Source organism: Streptomyces sp. CB02058, assembly GCF_001905505.1.
Taxonomy (GTDB): Bacteria; Actinomycetota; Actinomycetes; order Streptomycetales; family Streptomycetaceae; genus Streptomyces.
Map to the genome: position 1 here is coordinate 138,078 of NZ_LIPG01000001.1, position 14,229 is coordinate 152,306.

Genomic DNA, 14,229 nt, shown 5'->3' on the forward strand with positions numbered 1-14,229 from the left:
TTTTGACCAGTTCTTGTCCGACTGAGGTGCGCTCGTGTCCGCTATATGGCGCACCGAAGCAGCCGCACAGGGCGCGCGGGGTGACGGATGGAAAGCCCCGGTCGGGACGCACGGGAGCCCCCGTCCGGCCGAGGTCGGGCGGGGGCTCCCGGGGGACGAGCCGTTACGTCAGAGGTTGACGCCGAAGTCCTGGGCGATGCCGCGCAGGCCCGAGGCGTAGCCCTGGCCGACCGCGCGGAACTTCCACTCGGCGCCGTTGCGGTAGAGCTCGCCGAAGACCATGGCGGTCTCGGTGGCGGCGTCCTCGCTGAGGTCGTAGCGGGCGATCTCGGTGCCGCCGGCCTGGTTGATGATGCGGATGAAGGCGTTCCGCACCTGGCCGAAGTTCTGGCTGCGAGCCTCGGCGTCGTAGATGGAGACCGGGAAGACGATCTTGTCGATGTCCGCCGGGAGGCCCGCCAGGTTGACGTTGATCTGCTCGTCGTCGCCCTCGCCCTGGCCCGTGACGTTGTCACCGGTGTGGACGATGGTCTGGTCCGGGGTCGCCTTGTTGTTGAAGAAGACGAAGTGACCGTCGGAGAAGACCTTGCCGGCGGCGTTGACCGCGATCGCCGAGGCGTCGAGGTCGAAGTCGGTGCCGGTGGTGGTGCGGACGTCCCAGCCGAGGCCGACCGTGACGGCGGTCAGGCCCGGGGCCTCCTTGGTGAGGGAGACGTTGCCGCCCTTGGACAGGCTTACTGCCATGGGAAGTCCCTTTCATCGTCGTGTGCGGGCTTCGTGCCATCACGAAAGCTACCGTCACACCTCTTAACGCAGGCAAGAGACCACGAGGTTCCTGCTCGCTTTACTTTCTTTGCCGAACTTCTGGCCGAACGCTCGCAAAAGAAGGTGACGAACAGGTCGTGGGCCGGGGAACATGGGTGTCATGTCCGGGCCCTATGTCATCCGCGGTTCGGTCTCCCTGCCGGAGGCCGAGCTCATGTGGCGTTTCTCGCGGTCCTCCGGACCCGGCGGCCAGCACGTCAACACCAGCGACTCCCAGGTGGAGCTGCGGTTCGACCTCGCGGCGACCGACTCGCTCCCCGAGGTGTGGAAGGCGCGGGCCCTGGAGCGGCTGGCGGGCCGGCTGGTCGGAGGGGTCGTGTCCGTCCGTGCTTCGGAGCACCGCTCGCAGTGGCGCAACCGGGAGACGGCGGCCGTGCGGCTGGCGGCGCTCCTCGCGGAGGCGACCGCGCCGCCGCCCAAGCCGCGCCTGAAGAAGAAGATTCCGCGCGGCATCAACGAGCGGCGTCTGCGCGAGAAGAAGCAGCGCGGCGACACGAAGCGCGGACGCTCCGGCCGGGACTGGTAAGCCGGCGCCCCCGGCGGACGACTCTCGCCAGCACCGCGCGGGCGACCGGACCGTGAGCCCCGCGACTGCCCCGGGCACCGCGCAAGCGACCAGCCCCCGTGCCCCTCGATCGCCCCGAGACCCCCCTGGGCGGCCCGGTTACCCCAGCTGCCGGTAGCGCCCCTTGAAGTACGTCAGCGGGTCGCCGTCCGTGCGCGGCAGGGACGCCCCCAGCACCCGGCCGATCACCAGCGTGTGGTCACCCGCCACGACCCGCTGCTCCGTGCGGCACTCCAGGGTCGCCAGTGCCCCGTCCATCACGAGCGCGCCCGTGACCTCGCCCCGTATACAGGGGAGCTCCTCGAACAGCAGCCGGTCGCTGATCCGGCCCTTCATGGAGAACCGTCCGGCGATGTGCCGCTGGTTCTCCGCCAGGACCGACACCGCCCACAGGGGCTGCTCGGCCAGCAGGTCGTCCATCCGTGAGTCGTTGCGCAGGCTCACCATGACCAGCGGCGGGTCCAGGGAGACCGACATGAAGGCGGTGGCCGTCATTCCGACGTCCTCGCCGCGGCCGTGCTCGTCGAGCGGTGGCTCCTGGGCGGTGACCAGCACCACACCCGCGGCCAGGCGGGACAGGGCGGCGCGGAATTCGTCGTTGCTCACCCCTTCAGGATGGATGACGGCTTCGGGACGCGGGGAGGGGGGAGTCTTCTGCAGCACAGTGGGCACGCTAGTGGCCCCGGCCGTACCGACGCATCGGACCGCGGGACCAGTCGGGTCCTAGGACTCCGGGACCAGGCTGCGGATTTGCGTTCGGTAAATAACAGCAGCCACGGGAGACGGCTGCGGAAGTCTTCACCATCTGTTGTGACTTGAGTCACAGAGAGCAATATTTGTTGACCCTGTGTACCGGGTGCACAGCTCACTGTGATTCAGTGGCCGTGACAGTGCAACAAGTACGTCGATATGAAACCTGGAGTTGCTGTCGAGGTCTCAGGGAGTGCGAGCAATGGAGGCCGAGTCGGAGCCGTACGTCCGCCTTGCGACCATGCGGCAGTTGCACCAGGCCGTCGCTGATCTCAACACGGCGCGGAGTCTGGCGGACACGCTGCAGTCCGTGGCCGACGGCATCGTCGGCGGTCTCGGGTACGAGCTGGGCTGCGTCAATCTCGTGCGTCCCGACGGTGACCTCGTCGTCGCCGCGTTCGCCGGCAACACCGCCGCGGAATCCCTGATCACCGGCCGTGTCGGCTCGCGTGAGTCCTGGGAGCGCAGGCTCTCCATGGGCGAGGCCTGGGACGATCTCCGGTTCATACCCCACACCGAGGGCTGGGTGCTCCTCGACGACGACGTGCCGCAGTGGCACACCGAGGGCCCCGAGCCCCGCTTCGAGGACGAGTGGCACCCCCTGGACCGCCTCTACGCCCCGATGTACGCCTCCGGCGGAGGTCTGGACCTCCTGGGAGTCATCTCGGTCGACAGGCCGCGCAACGGCCGCCGTCCCGGCGCCTGGGGCCGTGAGGCCCTCCAGATGTACGCCTCGCAGGCGGCGATTGCGATCAGTAACGCCAGGCTTCGAGCAAATATGCAGCGCGCGCTCGTCAGGCTGGAGCGCGAACAGCAGGCACTGCGCGCCAGCGAGGAATCCTTCCGCCAGGCTTTCGAGTACGCCCCCAGCGGCATGGCCATCGCCGAGATGGGTGGTGACCAGCACGGCAGGCTGCTGCGCACCAACGACGCGCTCTGCCGCCTGCTGGGCCGCCCCGCGTCCGTGCTGCGGCGCTACTCCTTCGCCGATCTCGTGCACCCGGAGGACATAGGCACCCTGCTCCGCACGTCGGCCGAGGGCGGCCGGGCGGAGCTGCGGCTCGGGCGCAGGGACGGCACGTATCTCTGGGTCTCGCTGCGCAACTCCGTCGTGGCCGACACCACCGACGGCCCGCGCTTCCTGCTCACCCACGTCGAGGACATCGAGGAGCGCAAGCGCAACGAGCTGAACCTCGCGCACCGCGCCTCGCACGACGCGCTCACCGGCCTGCCCAACAGCGCCGAGCTGCGCTCCCGGCTCGGCGCCCGGCTGTGTGAGAGGCCTCACGCGGCGGTGACCTCGTCCGCGATCGAGGCGCTCGACGCGGCGTACGGCGACGTGGAGACCTCGGCGCACGGCTATCGCGCCGACGGCTACGAGGGAGAGGTGGCGCCGGGCGTCGGGCCGTACGACCACCATGTGCACATCGTGGCGCCCGACGCGGAGCGCGACGACGGGACCAAGGGCCTCGCGGTGCTCTTCTGCGACCTCGACGGCTTCAAGTCGATCAACGACCGCTTCGGGCACCACGCGGGTGACGCGGTTCTCATCGAGGTCGCGCGGCGGCTGACGACCTGCGTACGGGACGGTGACACGGTCGCGCGGCTCGGGGGTGACGAATTCGTCGTCCTCGCGGACGGCCTCGGGGCGGCAGATGCCGCGGATCTGGCCGTACGCTTGCGTAACGCCATTATTCCGCCCATCCGGGTGGACGGCCGCGCGGTCAGGGTCGGGGCGAGTTTCGGTATCGGCTGGGCCGAGTGCGGCATGACCGAGGAAGAGGTCCTGCACTCCGCCGACCAGCGGATGTATGTGGAAAAGCGGTCCCGGTCGAAGGTTCACCGCCGAGCCGGCTGACGTTAACGCCCCGGCTGGTCCCGTGCACCGTCCGGTTTTCCGGGGGACCGAGGGCAATTCGACGCGTGCTCCGTTCGGGGTAGGCTCGGCCGGTCGGCGACGGCTGGCGACATGGTGAGGAGTGACCCAGGGATGACGGCCGGAAACAACGGCGCGAGCAAGCCCGAGGACGACGATCCGTTCGGCTATCTGTACGCGGACGGGCAGGCGGCGGGCGCACAGCCGCCCGGGCAGGGTGGCTACGGCTACCCGGGTCCGGCCGCGCAGCCCGGCGTGCCCAGAACGTCGTACAACCAGGTGCGGACGGTCGGAGAGCGCCAGTACGGGCAGGTTCCGCCGCAGCAGGCTTACGGCCAGCAGTCCCAGCAGTACGGCCAGCCGAACCCGCAGTACGCGGCCCCGGAGACCTACCCCGGCGGAGCGCCGACCGCGCAGTCCGGCTCCGTGGGGTACAGCGGTGGCAGGGGCTCGGGCTCGGGCCGTGGCGGACCCAACACCAAGGCGCTGCTGATCGCGGCCGTCGCCGTGGTCGCGGTGGTGGTCATCGGCATCGGTGCCGCGCTGATGACGAGCGACGACAGCGAGGGCAAGAAGGACGAGGCCGGTTCGTCGGCAGGTCCCGCCGACGAGGTCGAGGAGTCCCCGAAGCCGGAGAAGTCCGCCGAGGCGTCCAAGGAGCCCGTGGAGCTTCCCAAGCAGGACGCGGCGACGCTGACGCTCGGCGGCACGGCCTCCCTGGACAACTCCGTCAAGGGGGCCAAGAGCGCCAACGGGCAGTACATCAGCCTCAACGAGGTCGGCCGGTCGGCCACCTGGACGGTCGATGTGCCCGACAGCGGTGCCTACACGCTGTTCGTGACGTACGGCGTGCCGGGCAAGGACGCCAAGACGTCCCTCACGGTCAACGACGAGGACCCCCGCTCCATCAACATGAAGAACTTCGCGAACGCCGCGGAGGGCGACCTGGAGAAGGGCTGGACGACGACGTACGCGTACGTCCAGCTCGACAAGGGTTCGAACACGCTGATGCTCTCGTGCAACGAGGGCGACTCGTGCGACGCCAACCTCGACCAGCTGTCGCTGAAGTCGGGCCACGTCAAGGGCTGAGGCAGTCCCGCGAACACCGCGTCCCGGCCCGCGACCGCGAGCCGGGACGCGGTGTTTCTGCGTGCGGGGCGCGGATCAGGCCGCGGACGCGTGCTGCTCGACGGTGACGCGCGGCAGCAGGTCCTCGTAGGCGGCGCGGTCGAACTCCCCGGCCGCCGGGGCCAGTACGGTCGCCGTCGACAGGGCCACCGCGCGGGCCAGCCGGTCCTGCCAGCCGAGTCCCTCGGCGAGCGCGGAGAGCAGTCCGGCCACGGCGGAGTCGCCCGCGCCCGTCGGGTTGCCGCGCACGGCGGACGGCGGCGCGGCGCGCCAGATGCCGTCCGGGGTGACGGCGAGGAGTCCGTCGGGGCCCAGCGAGGCGACGACGCTGTGCGCGCCGCGGCGGCGGGCGTCGCGGGTGGCGCGCAGGGGTTCGCGGGCGCCGGTGAGCCGGGCGAGCTCGTCGGCGTTCGGCTTGACGAGGTCGGGGCGGGCGGCGATGCCGCGGCGCAGGGGTTCGCCGTCGGTGTCCAGGAGCACGGGCACCCCGGCGGAGCGGGCGAGCCGGACGAGTTCCGCGTACGCGCCGACATGGATGCCCGGCGGCAGGCTTCCGCAGAGGGCGACGGCCTCGGCTCCGGGGAGGAGTTCGCCGTACGTCCGCAGGAAGGCCGCCCACTCGTCGGCGCCTATGTGCGGGCCGGGTTCGTTGAGCTGGGTGGTGTCGCCGGTGGAGCGGTCGGCGACGGCGAGGGTGCGGCGGGTGTTGCCGCCGACGGTGACGAGCGCGTCGGCGGGGCCGTGGGGGAGCTCGCCGAGCAGGCGGCGCACGACGGCTCCGGTGGCGCCGCCGGCGAAGCCGGTGACCACGGTGTCGTGGCCGAGCGCGGAGAGCACCCGGGCCACGTTGACGCCCTTGCCGCCGGGCCGTTCGGTCACCTCGGTGACGCGGTGGCTGCTGTGCGGGACGAGGGCGGGGACGGCGTAGGTCAGGTCGAGTGCCGTGTTCAGCGTGACGGTCAGTATCACCTGTACCGGCCCCCGGTTCCTTGGTCGTCCGTTCCCGCGCGCCGTCTCCCCGCGGCGCTGTCCTGGTGATCATGCCAAAGAGGCGGCGGCCGTCCCAGGGCTCCGGGACAACCGCCGTCTCTTCGTTACGTGTTCACACGGCCGTCGGCCGGGGTGCGGCCTCAGCCGATACGGGGTTCCACGATCCACTCGCCGCGGCGCATGACGCCCTTGAGCGCGAAGTCCGCGTCCAGGACGACGAGATCGGCGTCCTTGCCCGGGTCCAGCGAGCCGACCCGGTCGTAGAGCCCCAGGAGCCGGGCCGGGTTGGCGGAGATGGACCGTACGACGTCCTCGACGGGAATGCGGTCGATCGTCACGGCCCGGCGGAACGCGGTGTCCAGGGTGAGGGTGGAGCCCGCGATGGAGCCTCCCTCGACCAGGCGGGCCACGCCGTCCTTGACCTCGACGGCGAGCGGGCCCAGCTCGTAGAAGCCGTCGTCCGCGCCGGCCGCGTCCATGGCGTCCGTGATCAGCGCGACCCGGTCGGCACCCGCTCGGTGGTAGGCGAGCTCCAGGGCGGCGGGGTGCAGATGCGTGCCGTCGTTGATCAGCTCGACGGTGACGCGTTCGTCCTCCAGGAGGGCGGCGATCGGCCCGGGGGCGCGGTGGCCCAGGGCCGGCATCGCGTTGTAGAGGTGCGTGGCGACGGTGGCGCCCGCCTCGATCGCCTCGACGGTCTGCTCGTACGTCGCGTCCGTGTGGCCGACGGCGGCGATCACCCCGTGCTCGGCGAGGAGCCGCACGGAGTCGATGCCGCCGGGGAGTTCGGTGGCGAGGGTGACCATCTTCGCGGTGCCGCGTGCCGCGTCGAGCAGCTTGCGGACCTCGGCGGGGTCGGGTTCGCGGAGCAGTCCCTCGCTGTGCGCGCCCTTGCGGCACGGGGAGATGAACGGGCCCTCGAAGTGGATTCCCGCGAGCTCGCCCTGTTCGACCAGTTCGGAGAGCAGTCCGGCCTGGCGGGCCAGGAAGTCCATGTCGCCGGTGACGGTGGAGGCGACGACGGTCGTCGTGCCGTGCTCGCGGTGCGCCCGCACGCCGGTCAGGACGTCTTCGGCGGTGCCGGTGGCGAAGGACGCGCCGCCGCCGCCGTGGTTGTGCATGTCCACGAATCCGGGGACCACCCAGTGGCCCTGGAGGTCGAGTGTCCGGGCGCCGTCCGGCGTGCTGCCGGCGATGCGGGTGCCCTCGACGATCACCCGGCCGTCCTCGACCGTGCCGGTCGGAAGCACCACCCGGGCACCTGCGAGAACTGTGCTGTCTGCGCGTCCGGCCATCAGGCGGATACCTCCGTGGAGAGTAGATCCCAGGCGAGCAGCCCTGCGCCCAGGCATCCGGCGGTGTCCCCGAGGGCCGCCGGGACGATGTGAGGCAGCTTCTGGAACGTGACGCGTTCCTCGACGGCCGCACGCAGTGGTGTGAACAAGGTTTCCCCTGCCTCGGCAAGACCGCCACCGATGATGAGCGTGCGGGGGTCCAGCAGAGTGATCGCGGTGACCAGGCCCGCGGCGAGTGCGTCGACGGCGTTCTGCCATACGTGCACGGCGGCGGGGTCGCCCGACGCCACGGCCTTCGCGCAGTCCGCCGCGTCCGCCGCGGGGTCGCCGCAGGCGGCGGCCCAGGCCCGGGACACGGCGGAGGCGGACGCGAGGGTCTCCAGACAGCCGCGCTGGCCGCAACTGCAGTCGGGGCCGTCCGGCCGGACCACGATGTGGCCGATCTCGCCCGCGTAGCCGTGGGCGCCCGCCTCGATGGTGCCCGCGATGCCGATGGCGCCGGCGATCCCGGTGCCCAGCGGCACGAAGAGGAAGCGGTCCGCGCCGTTGCCCGCGCCGATCCGCCCCTCGGCGAGGCCGCCCGTCCGGACGTCGTGGCCGAGTGCGACGGGTATGCCGCCGAGCCGTTCGCCGAGGAGTGCGCGGAGCGGGAGGTCGCGCCAGCCCAGGTTGGCGGCGTAGACGGCGATGCCCCGTTCCGCGTCGACGATGCCGGGGACGGCGACCCCGGCGGCGACGGCGCCCTCGCCGAAGTGCTCCGCCCCGTAGGCGAGAAGCTCCGCGGCGAAGCCCAGGATCGTCTCCACGACGGCCTCGGCACCGCGCTCCCTGCCGGTGGCCCGGCGCGCCTCGTGGAGCAGTGTGCCGTCCGCCCCGACCAGCGCGGCCTTCATCCCTGTGCCGCCCACATCGAGGGCGATGACGTGTCTCACGGGAGACAGTTTCGCCCGCCGACCCCTAAAAGGTCTAGTCCACTAGCGCGGTTTGTTGACCACCCATACAAAACGGTCCTGCTAGATTGCCGAACCGATGCACCGGTGGTGTAGACCTCCGTGGGAAACACGGGGTAGGGACGCGGTTCCGCCGTGATGGCGACGAACCGACCGATGTAGGGATGGACAGGGCTGTGCAGCGGCGCTTTGTGGGTCTGACCGCGGTGGTGGCCGCACTCGGCATGACGGCAACGTTGTCAGGGTGCGGGTCGGACACCGGGGGCGGCGACGTCACCCTGAAGCTGGTCGCGGCGGACTACGGGACCGACGCGGAGAGCGGCTCCCAGAAGTACTGGGACGACGTCGCCGGGAAGTTCGAGAAGAAGAACCCCGGCATCACGGTGGACGTGAGCGTCTACTCCTGGAAGGACGTCGACCGGAAGGTCGCCGAGATGGTGAAGGCGGGCGACGCCCCCGACATCGCGCAGATCGGGGCGTACGCCGACTACGCCGAGGCGGGCAAGCTCTACACCGCCGACGAGACGATCGCCATCCGTACGGGTTCCAACTTCCTGCCCTCGCTGACCGGCGCGGGCGAGGTCGACGGAAATCTCTACGGTCTGCCGTTCGTGGCCAGCACCCGGCTGCTCTTCTACAACAAGGGCCTGTTCGCCAAGGCGGGCCTCGACGCCCCGAAGACCTGGGACGACATCGAGAACGACGCCGCCGCGCTGGACCGGCAGGGCGTGACCTACCCCTTCGCCCTGCCGCTCGGCGAGGAGGAGTCCCAGGCCGAGACCCTGATGTGGATGCTCAGCGGGGGCGGCAACTACACGGACGAGGTCGGCAACTACGACATCGACTCCCCGGCCAACATCGCGACGTTCCGGTGGCTGAAGGACCACCTCGTCGGCAAGGGCCTGACCGGGCCCGTCGCCCCCGGGAAGCTCGACCGGGCGAAGGCCTTCGAGGCGTTCACCAAGGGCGAGGTCGGCATGCTCAACGGCCACCCGACGCTGATGCAGGAGGCCGAGAAGAAGGGCGTCCAGGTCGGTATGGTCCCGCTGCCCGGGGTCGACGGCCCGACCGAGGGCTCGATGGGCGTGGCCGACTGGATGATGGGCTTCAAGCAGAACGGCCACCGGGCCGAGATAGGCAAGTTCCTCGACTTCGCCTACGAGGACGACAACGTGCTGGCCTTCGCCGACCGGTACGACCTGCTGCCGGTGACGGGCAGCGCGTCCGCCGCGATGGAGGCCGACGCCGAGCACGCGCCCCTGCGCGCCTTCCTGTCGGCGCTGCCGAACTCCCAGCTGTACCCGTTCGGCAAGACGTCCTGGGCGCAGGCCAGCGAGACGATCAAGGAGAAGATCGGCTCCGCGGTCGAGCCCGGCAGCAACCCGGAGGGTGTGCTCGTGGAGATCGCCGCACAGGCCCGGCAGGCCGACAACGCGAAGTAGGTAGGTTGGTTGATATGACCGCCGACCCCTCCGACGCCGACGACCCCGGCCGCCCCGCCGACGACCCCGGCCGCCCCGACGCCTCCGCCGCCCCGCTCTCGGAGCAGCAGCGCGCGGTGCTCGCCCTGGAACGGCGCGACTGGGCGGGCCCCGGGGCGAAGGAGCGCGCGGTCAGGGAACAGCTGGGGATGTCGCCGGTGCGCTACTACCAGCTGCTCAACGCACTCCTGGACGACCGCCGCGCGCTGGAGGAGGACCCGGTGACGGTGAACCGCCTCCGCCGCGTACGGGACGCGAGGCGCGGCCGCCGCTGAGGGCAGGCCGGGTCGGGCCCTGCGGCGCCCTGAAGCGATCCCCGGATTTTCCCTGCCGCACTCCTTCCGTTGGCCGGGCCCGGCTAGCTTCGCCTCGCCCGGTCCGCCGCAGGAGAGGTCCATCCATGAGCACCCCGGCCCACCGCACCTCGACACGGCGCTCCTCAGCCGTCCTGGCGTCGGCCCGGCGCCGGGAGGGGCGAGGGGCAGGGAGCACCTCGGCACGCTCGGCGGAGCAGGCCCTCCTCACGATGCAGTCCCGTGCCGGCAACCGGGCCGTGACGGCGGCGGTGCAGCGCGCCCGGGACACCGGGGGAGGGGGCGCGGCGGAGAGCGGCGCCGTGTCCGCCGGAGCGAAGAAGAAGAACTATCGCGACAGGATCTCCGCGCTCCTCGACAGGTTCAAGAAGAATCTCGAACCCGTCGACACCTTCATCAAGGGCTTCCAGACCCCCACCAACGCGGCCTTCACCCAGCAGGCCACCGTCGCGGCCGACGAGGGCCTCAAACACTCCGCCGCCGCCTCGGGGACCGCCGCCGCGTCGGGAAACCTCCTCACGGAGCTCCCCGGCACCGTGGTCAGCGGCATGGACGCGTACAAGAACATGAAGGACGCCAGGAAGCACGGGAGCGGGGCCAAGCACCACACGGCGAACAAGAAGGCCAGGACCAAGGGGACCGACGCGGTCGTCAGCGCCATCAGCTCGGGTGCCTACAGCGCCGGCATCGCCAAGGAGGCGACCAAGATCCAGAAGGTGGCGGAGGCCGCGCTGGCGTCCGAGGCGAGCGGCGCTCTCAGTGCTTCCGCCGGTGCGGCGAAGGGTGCGCGGGCCGTGCTCCGCATCGGGGGAGCGGCCCGCAAGTACAGGCAGGTCAAGGCGCTGGGAGACCCTCACGCCGTCCACGCGGAGTCACTGGCCAGGCTGGGCGAGGCGCGGGACCGGGCCCACTGGGCCGCGGCGGAGGCCAACGTCGCGCTGGGGATGTACTGGGCCCATGAGGGCCCGGAACGGCTGGAGGCCGTTTCCGATGCCATCGACGTGATCTGGAACGTGATGGGTGAAGCCCGTGATGCCTCCGAGAGTCTCCAGCACGCCGAGAAGGACGTGGAGAAGCTGGGCACGGTGCAGGGGTACGCGAAGAAGAAGCAGCTCACCAAGATCGGCAAGGAGGCGGTCGGCGGCGCGGTGGGCGAGTCCACCAAGGCCGCGGCCGGCGTCGTGACGGCGGTCGCGGCGGGAACGGCCGGGCTGGCGAGCAACCCGGTCGGATGGGGCCTCGCCGGGGCCGGGGCCGGCCTCGTCCTCGGCGTCACCCTGTACAAGGCGCTGCGCGCCGCCACGAAGCGCTACGAAGAGGTCCGCCATCCCGACCGCTGGGCACCACGGGGCGAGACCCCGGCGGAGGCCGAGTCCCGCAAGGAGTCGCTGAAGCACGCCCTGGCGTTCTGGAAGAAGGTGTCCAAGGGCGAACGCCAGGCCATGGCGCGTGAGATCTACGCCCTGGCGGCGGGGCCCGGCATCTCCGGGAGCGACAGGACGACGGCCGAGATGCGGGAGTCCGCCAGGGCCCTGCTCGTCGCTCTCAAATCCGGTCCCGCCCAGCACAAGCTGGAGCCGGAAGCGTGGTCCGAGACCCTCAACGACCCGTCCAGGAGCGCCGGTTGGATCGCGGAGATAGCGGAGCAGCTGGCCTCGGGGTGACCTTCGCGGAACAGGCCCGTCGCGGGTGCGGCGCGGACCCGCCCCCCGGCCCGGCCACCGGTACGCTCGGGCCATGGGTAATCCGGCACACCCCCTCCCGACCCCGTCCACCCAGGCCGGCCGCGAAGGCCTCGCCGCACTCCTCGCCCGCCCGGACCGCGCGCTCGTCGCGCTCGACTTCGACGGCACGCTCGCCGACATCGTCCCGGACCCGGAGCAGTCCCGCGCCCACCCCCGCGTCGTCCCGGCCCTCTCCGCGCTCGCCCCGCGGGTCGCCGCCGTCGCCGTGATCACGGGCCGCCCCGCCGACACCGCCGTGCGGTACGGCGGCTTCGCCGGGGCGCCGGGCCTCGACCACCTCGTCGTCCTCGGCCACTACGGCGCCGAACGCTGGGACGCCGCCACCGCCACCGTGAGCGCTCCCGACCCCGACCCCGGGGTGGAAGCCGTCCGGGCGGAGCTTCCGGCGGTGCTGGAAGAGGCGGGCAGGCCCACGGACAGCGGCATCTGGATCGAGGAGAAGGGCGGCCGGGCGGTCGCCGTGCACACCCGCCGCGCCGACGACCCCCAGGCGGCCTTCGAGGCCCTGCGCACCCCGCTGGCCGGTCTCGCCGCCCGCCACGGTCTCATCGTCGAACCGGGCCGCCTGGTCCTGGAGTTGCGCCCGCCGGGCATGGACAAGGGCGTGGCGCTGGAGGAGTACGTGAAGGCGACGGGCGCGGAGTCGGTGCTGTACGCCGGTGACGACCTGGGCGACCTCGCCGCGTACGCCGCCGTGGAGAAGCTCCGCGCCCGGGGCATCCCGGGCGTGCTGGTCTGCAGCGGCACCGCGGTGCCCGAACTCGCCGAGCGCGCGGACCTGTTGCTCCCGGACCCGGCGGCGGTGGCGGACCTGCTCGGGGATCTGGCCGGACAGCTGGCCCCCTGAGGACGAGCGCCCTGCGGGACGGCCCTCAGCCCCGCAGCGCCTCCAGCTGGTCCAGGAACCACTGCTGCGGGGGCAGCGCGGTCGACGCGGCGGCGAGGCGCTTCGTACGGGCGCCCCGCTCGTCCCGGTCCATCGTCAGCGCCTCGTGCAGCGCCGTCGCCGTGGCCGAGACGTCGTACGGGTTGACCACGATCGCGTCCTCGCCCAGCTCCTCGTAGGCCCCCGCCTCGCGCGACAGCACCAGCGCGCAGCCGTCGTCGGAGACGACCGGGACCTCCTTGGCGACGAGGTTCATGCCGTCGCGGATCGGGTTGACCAGGGCCACGTCCGCCAGTCGGTAGGCCGCGAGGGAGCGGGCGAAGTCGTCGTCGACGTGGAGCAGGACCGGGGTCCAGTCCGCCGTGCCGTACTCCGCGTTGATCGCGTCCGCGACCCGCTGGACCTCCGCGGTGTAGTCGCGGTAGACCGCGAGGTCCTGTCGCGAGGGGTAGGCGAAGGCGATGTGGACCACGCGTTCGCGCCATTCGGGGCGCTCCTCCAGGAGCGCGCGGTAGGCGTGCAGCCCGCGGACGATGTTCTTGGAGAGCTCGGTGCGGTCCACGCGCACGATCGTGCGCCGGTCCGCGCCCACCTGCTCCCGCAGGATCTCCATGCGGTCGTCCACGTCCGCCTCGTGGGAGCGGCGGCGCAGGAAGTCGGCGTCGGCGCCCAGCCCGTGCACCCCGATCCGGGTGCGGCCGGTGCCGCCGAGGATCTCCGTGCAGCAGCCGATGAAGGCGTCCGCCCAGCGGCGGGTCAGGAACGCGGCGCGGTCGGCCCCCAGGATGCCCTTGAGCAGCTGCTCGCCGATGTCGTCGGGCAGCAGCCGGAAGTAGTCGACGGGCGCCCAGGGGGTGTGCGAGAAGTGCCCGATGCGCAGGTCGGGGCGGAGCTCGCGCAGTATGCCGGGGACCAGCGAGAGGTGGTAGTCCTGCACCAGGACGGCGGCGCCCTCGCCCGCCTCCTCGGCGAGCGCCTCGGCGAAGGCGCGGTTGTACGTCTCGTAGGAGGCCCACTGCCGGCGGAACTCCGCGTCGAAGACGGGCTCCACCGGCGTCTCGTAGATCATGTGGTGGACGAACCAGAGCACGGAGTTCGCGATGCCGTTGTACGCGTCGGCGTGGACCCCGGCGTCGATGTCGAGCATCCGGACGCCCGGTTCGGACACCCCGCGACGGACCGCCTCGCGGTCGCCGTCGCCGAGGGCGGCGCAGACCCACAGCTTGTCGTCGACGGCGCTGAGGCCGGAGACGAGCCCGCCCCCTCCGCGTTTCGAGTTGAGCGTGCCGTCCTCCCGCAGTGCGTACGACACAGGGCCGCGGTTGGACGCGACGAGGACCTGGGCGGCGTGCTCGGAGACCATGTACCCGAACCTAGCCCGTTCGGGAAGCCGCCAAACGTGAAGTGAGTGTGCGGCTGAGCGA

The 14,229-nt window shown here is 71.6% G+C and carries 13 protein-coding genes; 7 read left to right on the plus strand and 6 right to left on the minus strand.

The annotated features are described in order from the left end of the window. Positions 1–168 precede the first annotated feature (168 nt). Complete coding sequence (locus AMK10_RS00720; RefSeq protein WP_073743673.1) at positions 169–744, minus strand: TerD family protein; 576 nt, start codon at positions 742–744, stop codon at positions 169–171. 172 nt (positions 745–916) lie between these two features. Between AMK10_RS00720 and arfB the strand changes: the two genes are divergently transcribed. Beyond that, on the plus strand, positions 917–1,351 hold the full coding sequence (arfB, locus tag AMK10_RS00725) for an alternative ribosome rescue aminoacyl-tRNA hydrolase ArfB (RefSeq protein ID WP_073743675.1): 435 nt from the start codon (positions 917–919) through the stop codon (positions 1,349–1,351). Positions 1,352–1,489: 138 nt separating this feature from the next. Here arfB and AMK10_RS00730 read toward each other — a convergent pair whose 3' ends face one another. Continuing rightward, the gene (locus tag AMK10_RS00730) at positions 1,490–1,996 is read right to left on the minus strand and encodes a flavin reductase family protein (RefSeq protein ID WP_073743677.1); all 507 of its coding nucleotides are present in this window, start codon (positions 1,994–1,996) and stop codon (positions 1,490–1,492) included. Between the two features lie 346 nt (positions 1,997–2,342). On the opposite strand from AMK10_RS00730, the gene cdgB reads away from it, so the two are divergent. Together cdgB and AMK10_RS00740 are read left to right on the plus strand one after the other, a co-directional pair. Then, the gene (cdgB, locus tag AMK10_RS00735; protein WP_073743679.1) at positions 2,343–3,998 is read left to right on the plus strand and encodes a diguanylate cyclase CdgB; all 1,656 of its coding nucleotides are present in this window, start codon (positions 2,343–2,345) and stop codon (positions 3,996–3,998) included. Positions 3,999–4,130: 132 nt separating this feature from the next. After that, on the plus strand, positions 4,131–5,105 hold the full coding sequence (locus AMK10_RS00740; protein WP_073743681.1) for a carbohydrate-binding protein: 975 nt from the start codon (positions 4,131–4,133) through the stop codon (positions 5,103–5,105). A 75-nt stretch (positions 5,106–5,180) separates the two neighbouring features. Here the strand turns inward: AMK10_RS00740 and AMK10_RS00745 are convergent, their stop codons facing one another. The 3 genes from AMK10_RS00745 to AMK10_RS00755 form a co-directional block, all read right to left on the minus strand. Beyond that, entirely contained in the window at positions 5,181–6,113 is a 933-nt protein-coding gene (locus tag AMK10_RS00745) for a 1-phosphofructokinase family hexose kinase (RefSeq protein ID WP_073743683.1), read from the minus strand. Positions 6,114–6,274: 161 nt separating this feature from the next. Beyond that, positions 6,275–7,429 carry an N-acetylglucosamine-6-phosphate deacetylase gene (gene nagA, locus AMK10_RS00750; RefSeq protein WP_073743685.1) on the minus strand — a complete coding sequence of 385 codons (1,155 nt, stop codon included), beginning with the start codon at positions 7,427–7,429 and terminating at the stop codon, positions 6,275–6,277. Next, positions 7,429–8,322 (minus strand): ROK family protein, encoded by an 894-nt coding sequence (locus AMK10_RS00755; RefSeq protein ID WP_241839485.1) that lies wholly within the window; start codon positions 8,320–8,322, stop codon positions 7,429–7,431. Before AMK10_RS00755 ends, nagA begins: the two co-directional genes overlap by 1 nt. A gap of 221 nt (positions 8,323–8,543) precedes the next feature. Here AMK10_RS00755 and AMK10_RS00760 point away from each other — a divergent pair, with 221 nt between their 5' ends. The 4 genes from AMK10_RS00760 (at position 8,544) to otsB (ending at position 12,766) form a co-directional block, all read left to right on the plus strand. Further along, positions 8,544–9,821 carry an ABC transporter substrate-binding protein gene (locus AMK10_RS00760; RefSeq protein WP_073743690.1) on the plus strand — a complete coding sequence of 426 codons (1,278 nt, stop codon included), beginning with the start codon at positions 8,544–8,546 and terminating at the stop codon, positions 9,819–9,821. 14 nt (positions 9,822–9,835) lie between these two features. Continuing rightward, entirely contained in the window at positions 9,836–10,135 is a 300-nt protein-coding gene (locus tag AMK10_RS00765; RefSeq protein WP_073743692.1) for a DUF3263 domain-containing protein, read from the plus strand. Between the two features lie 125 nt (positions 10,136–10,260). After that, a complete protein-coding gene (locus tag AMK10_RS00770) occupies positions 10,261–11,838 on the plus strand; it encodes a hypothetical protein (protein ID WP_073743694.1) in 1,578 nt (525 codons plus the stop codon). 73 nt (positions 11,839–11,911) lie between these two features. Beyond that, complete coding sequence (otsB, locus tag AMK10_RS00775) at positions 11,912–12,766, plus strand: trehalose-phosphatase (protein WP_073743696.1); 855 nt, start codon at positions 11,912–11,914, stop codon at positions 12,764–12,766. Between the two features lie 25 nt (positions 12,767–12,791). Here the strand turns inward: otsB and AMK10_RS00780 are convergent, their stop codons facing one another. Then, positions 12,792–14,168: an alpha,alpha-trehalose-phosphate synthase (UDP-forming) gene (locus tag AMK10_RS00780; RefSeq protein WP_073743698.1), complete on the minus strand. Its 1,377-nt coding sequence runs from the start codon at positions 14,166–14,168 to the stop codon at positions 12,792–12,794. Positions 14,169–14,229: the final 61 nt, after the last annotated feature.

What these genes read in the sequence shown, in the direction of transcription:
- AMK10_RS00720 (WP_073743673.1), bottom strand. Translation starts at nt 744, where the DNA reads ATGGCAGTAAGCCTGTCCAAGGGCGGCAACGTCTCCCTCACCAAGGAG.
- arfB (WP_073743675.1), top strand. Translation starts at nt 917, where the DNA reads ATGGGTGTCATGTCCGGGCCCTATGTCATCCGCGGTTCGGTCTCCCTG.
- cdgB (WP_073743679.1), top strand. Translation starts at nt 2,343, where the DNA reads ATGGAGGCCGAGTCGGAGCCGTACGTCCGCCTTGCGACCATGCGGCAG.
- AMK10_RS00740 (WP_073743681.1), top strand. Translation starts at nt 4,131, where the DNA reads ATGACGGCCGGAAACAACGGCGCGAGCAAGCCCGAGGACGACGATCCG.
- nagA (WP_073743685.1), bottom strand. Translation starts at nt 7,429, where the DNA reads ATGGCCGGACGCGCAGACAGCACAGTTCTCGCAGGTGCCCGGGTGGTG.
- AMK10_RS00755 (WP_241839485.1), bottom strand. Translation starts at nt 8,322, where the DNA reads ATGAAGGCCGCGCTGGTCGGGGCGGACGGCACACTGCTCCACGAGGCG.
- AMK10_RS00760 (WP_073743690.1), top strand. Translation starts at nt 8,544, where the DNA reads ATGGACAGGGCTGTGCAGCGGCGCTTTGTGGGTCTGACCGCGGTGGTG.
- AMK10_RS00765 (WP_073743692.1), top strand. Translation starts at nt 9,836, where the DNA reads ATGACCGCCGACCCCTCCGACGCCGACGACCCCGGCCGCCCCGCCGAC.
- AMK10_RS00770 (WP_073743694.1), top strand. Translation starts at nt 10,261, where the DNA reads ATGAGCACCCCGGCCCACCGCACCTCGACACGGCGCTCCTCAGCCGTC.
- otsB (WP_073743696.1), top strand. Translation starts at nt 11,912, where the DNA reads ATGGGTAATCCGGCACACCCCCTCCCGACCCCGTCCACCCAGGCCGGC.
- AMK10_RS00780 (WP_073743698.1), bottom strand. Translation starts at nt 14,168, where the DNA reads ATGGTCTCCGAGCACGCCGCCCAGGTCCTCGTCGCGTCCAACCGCGGC.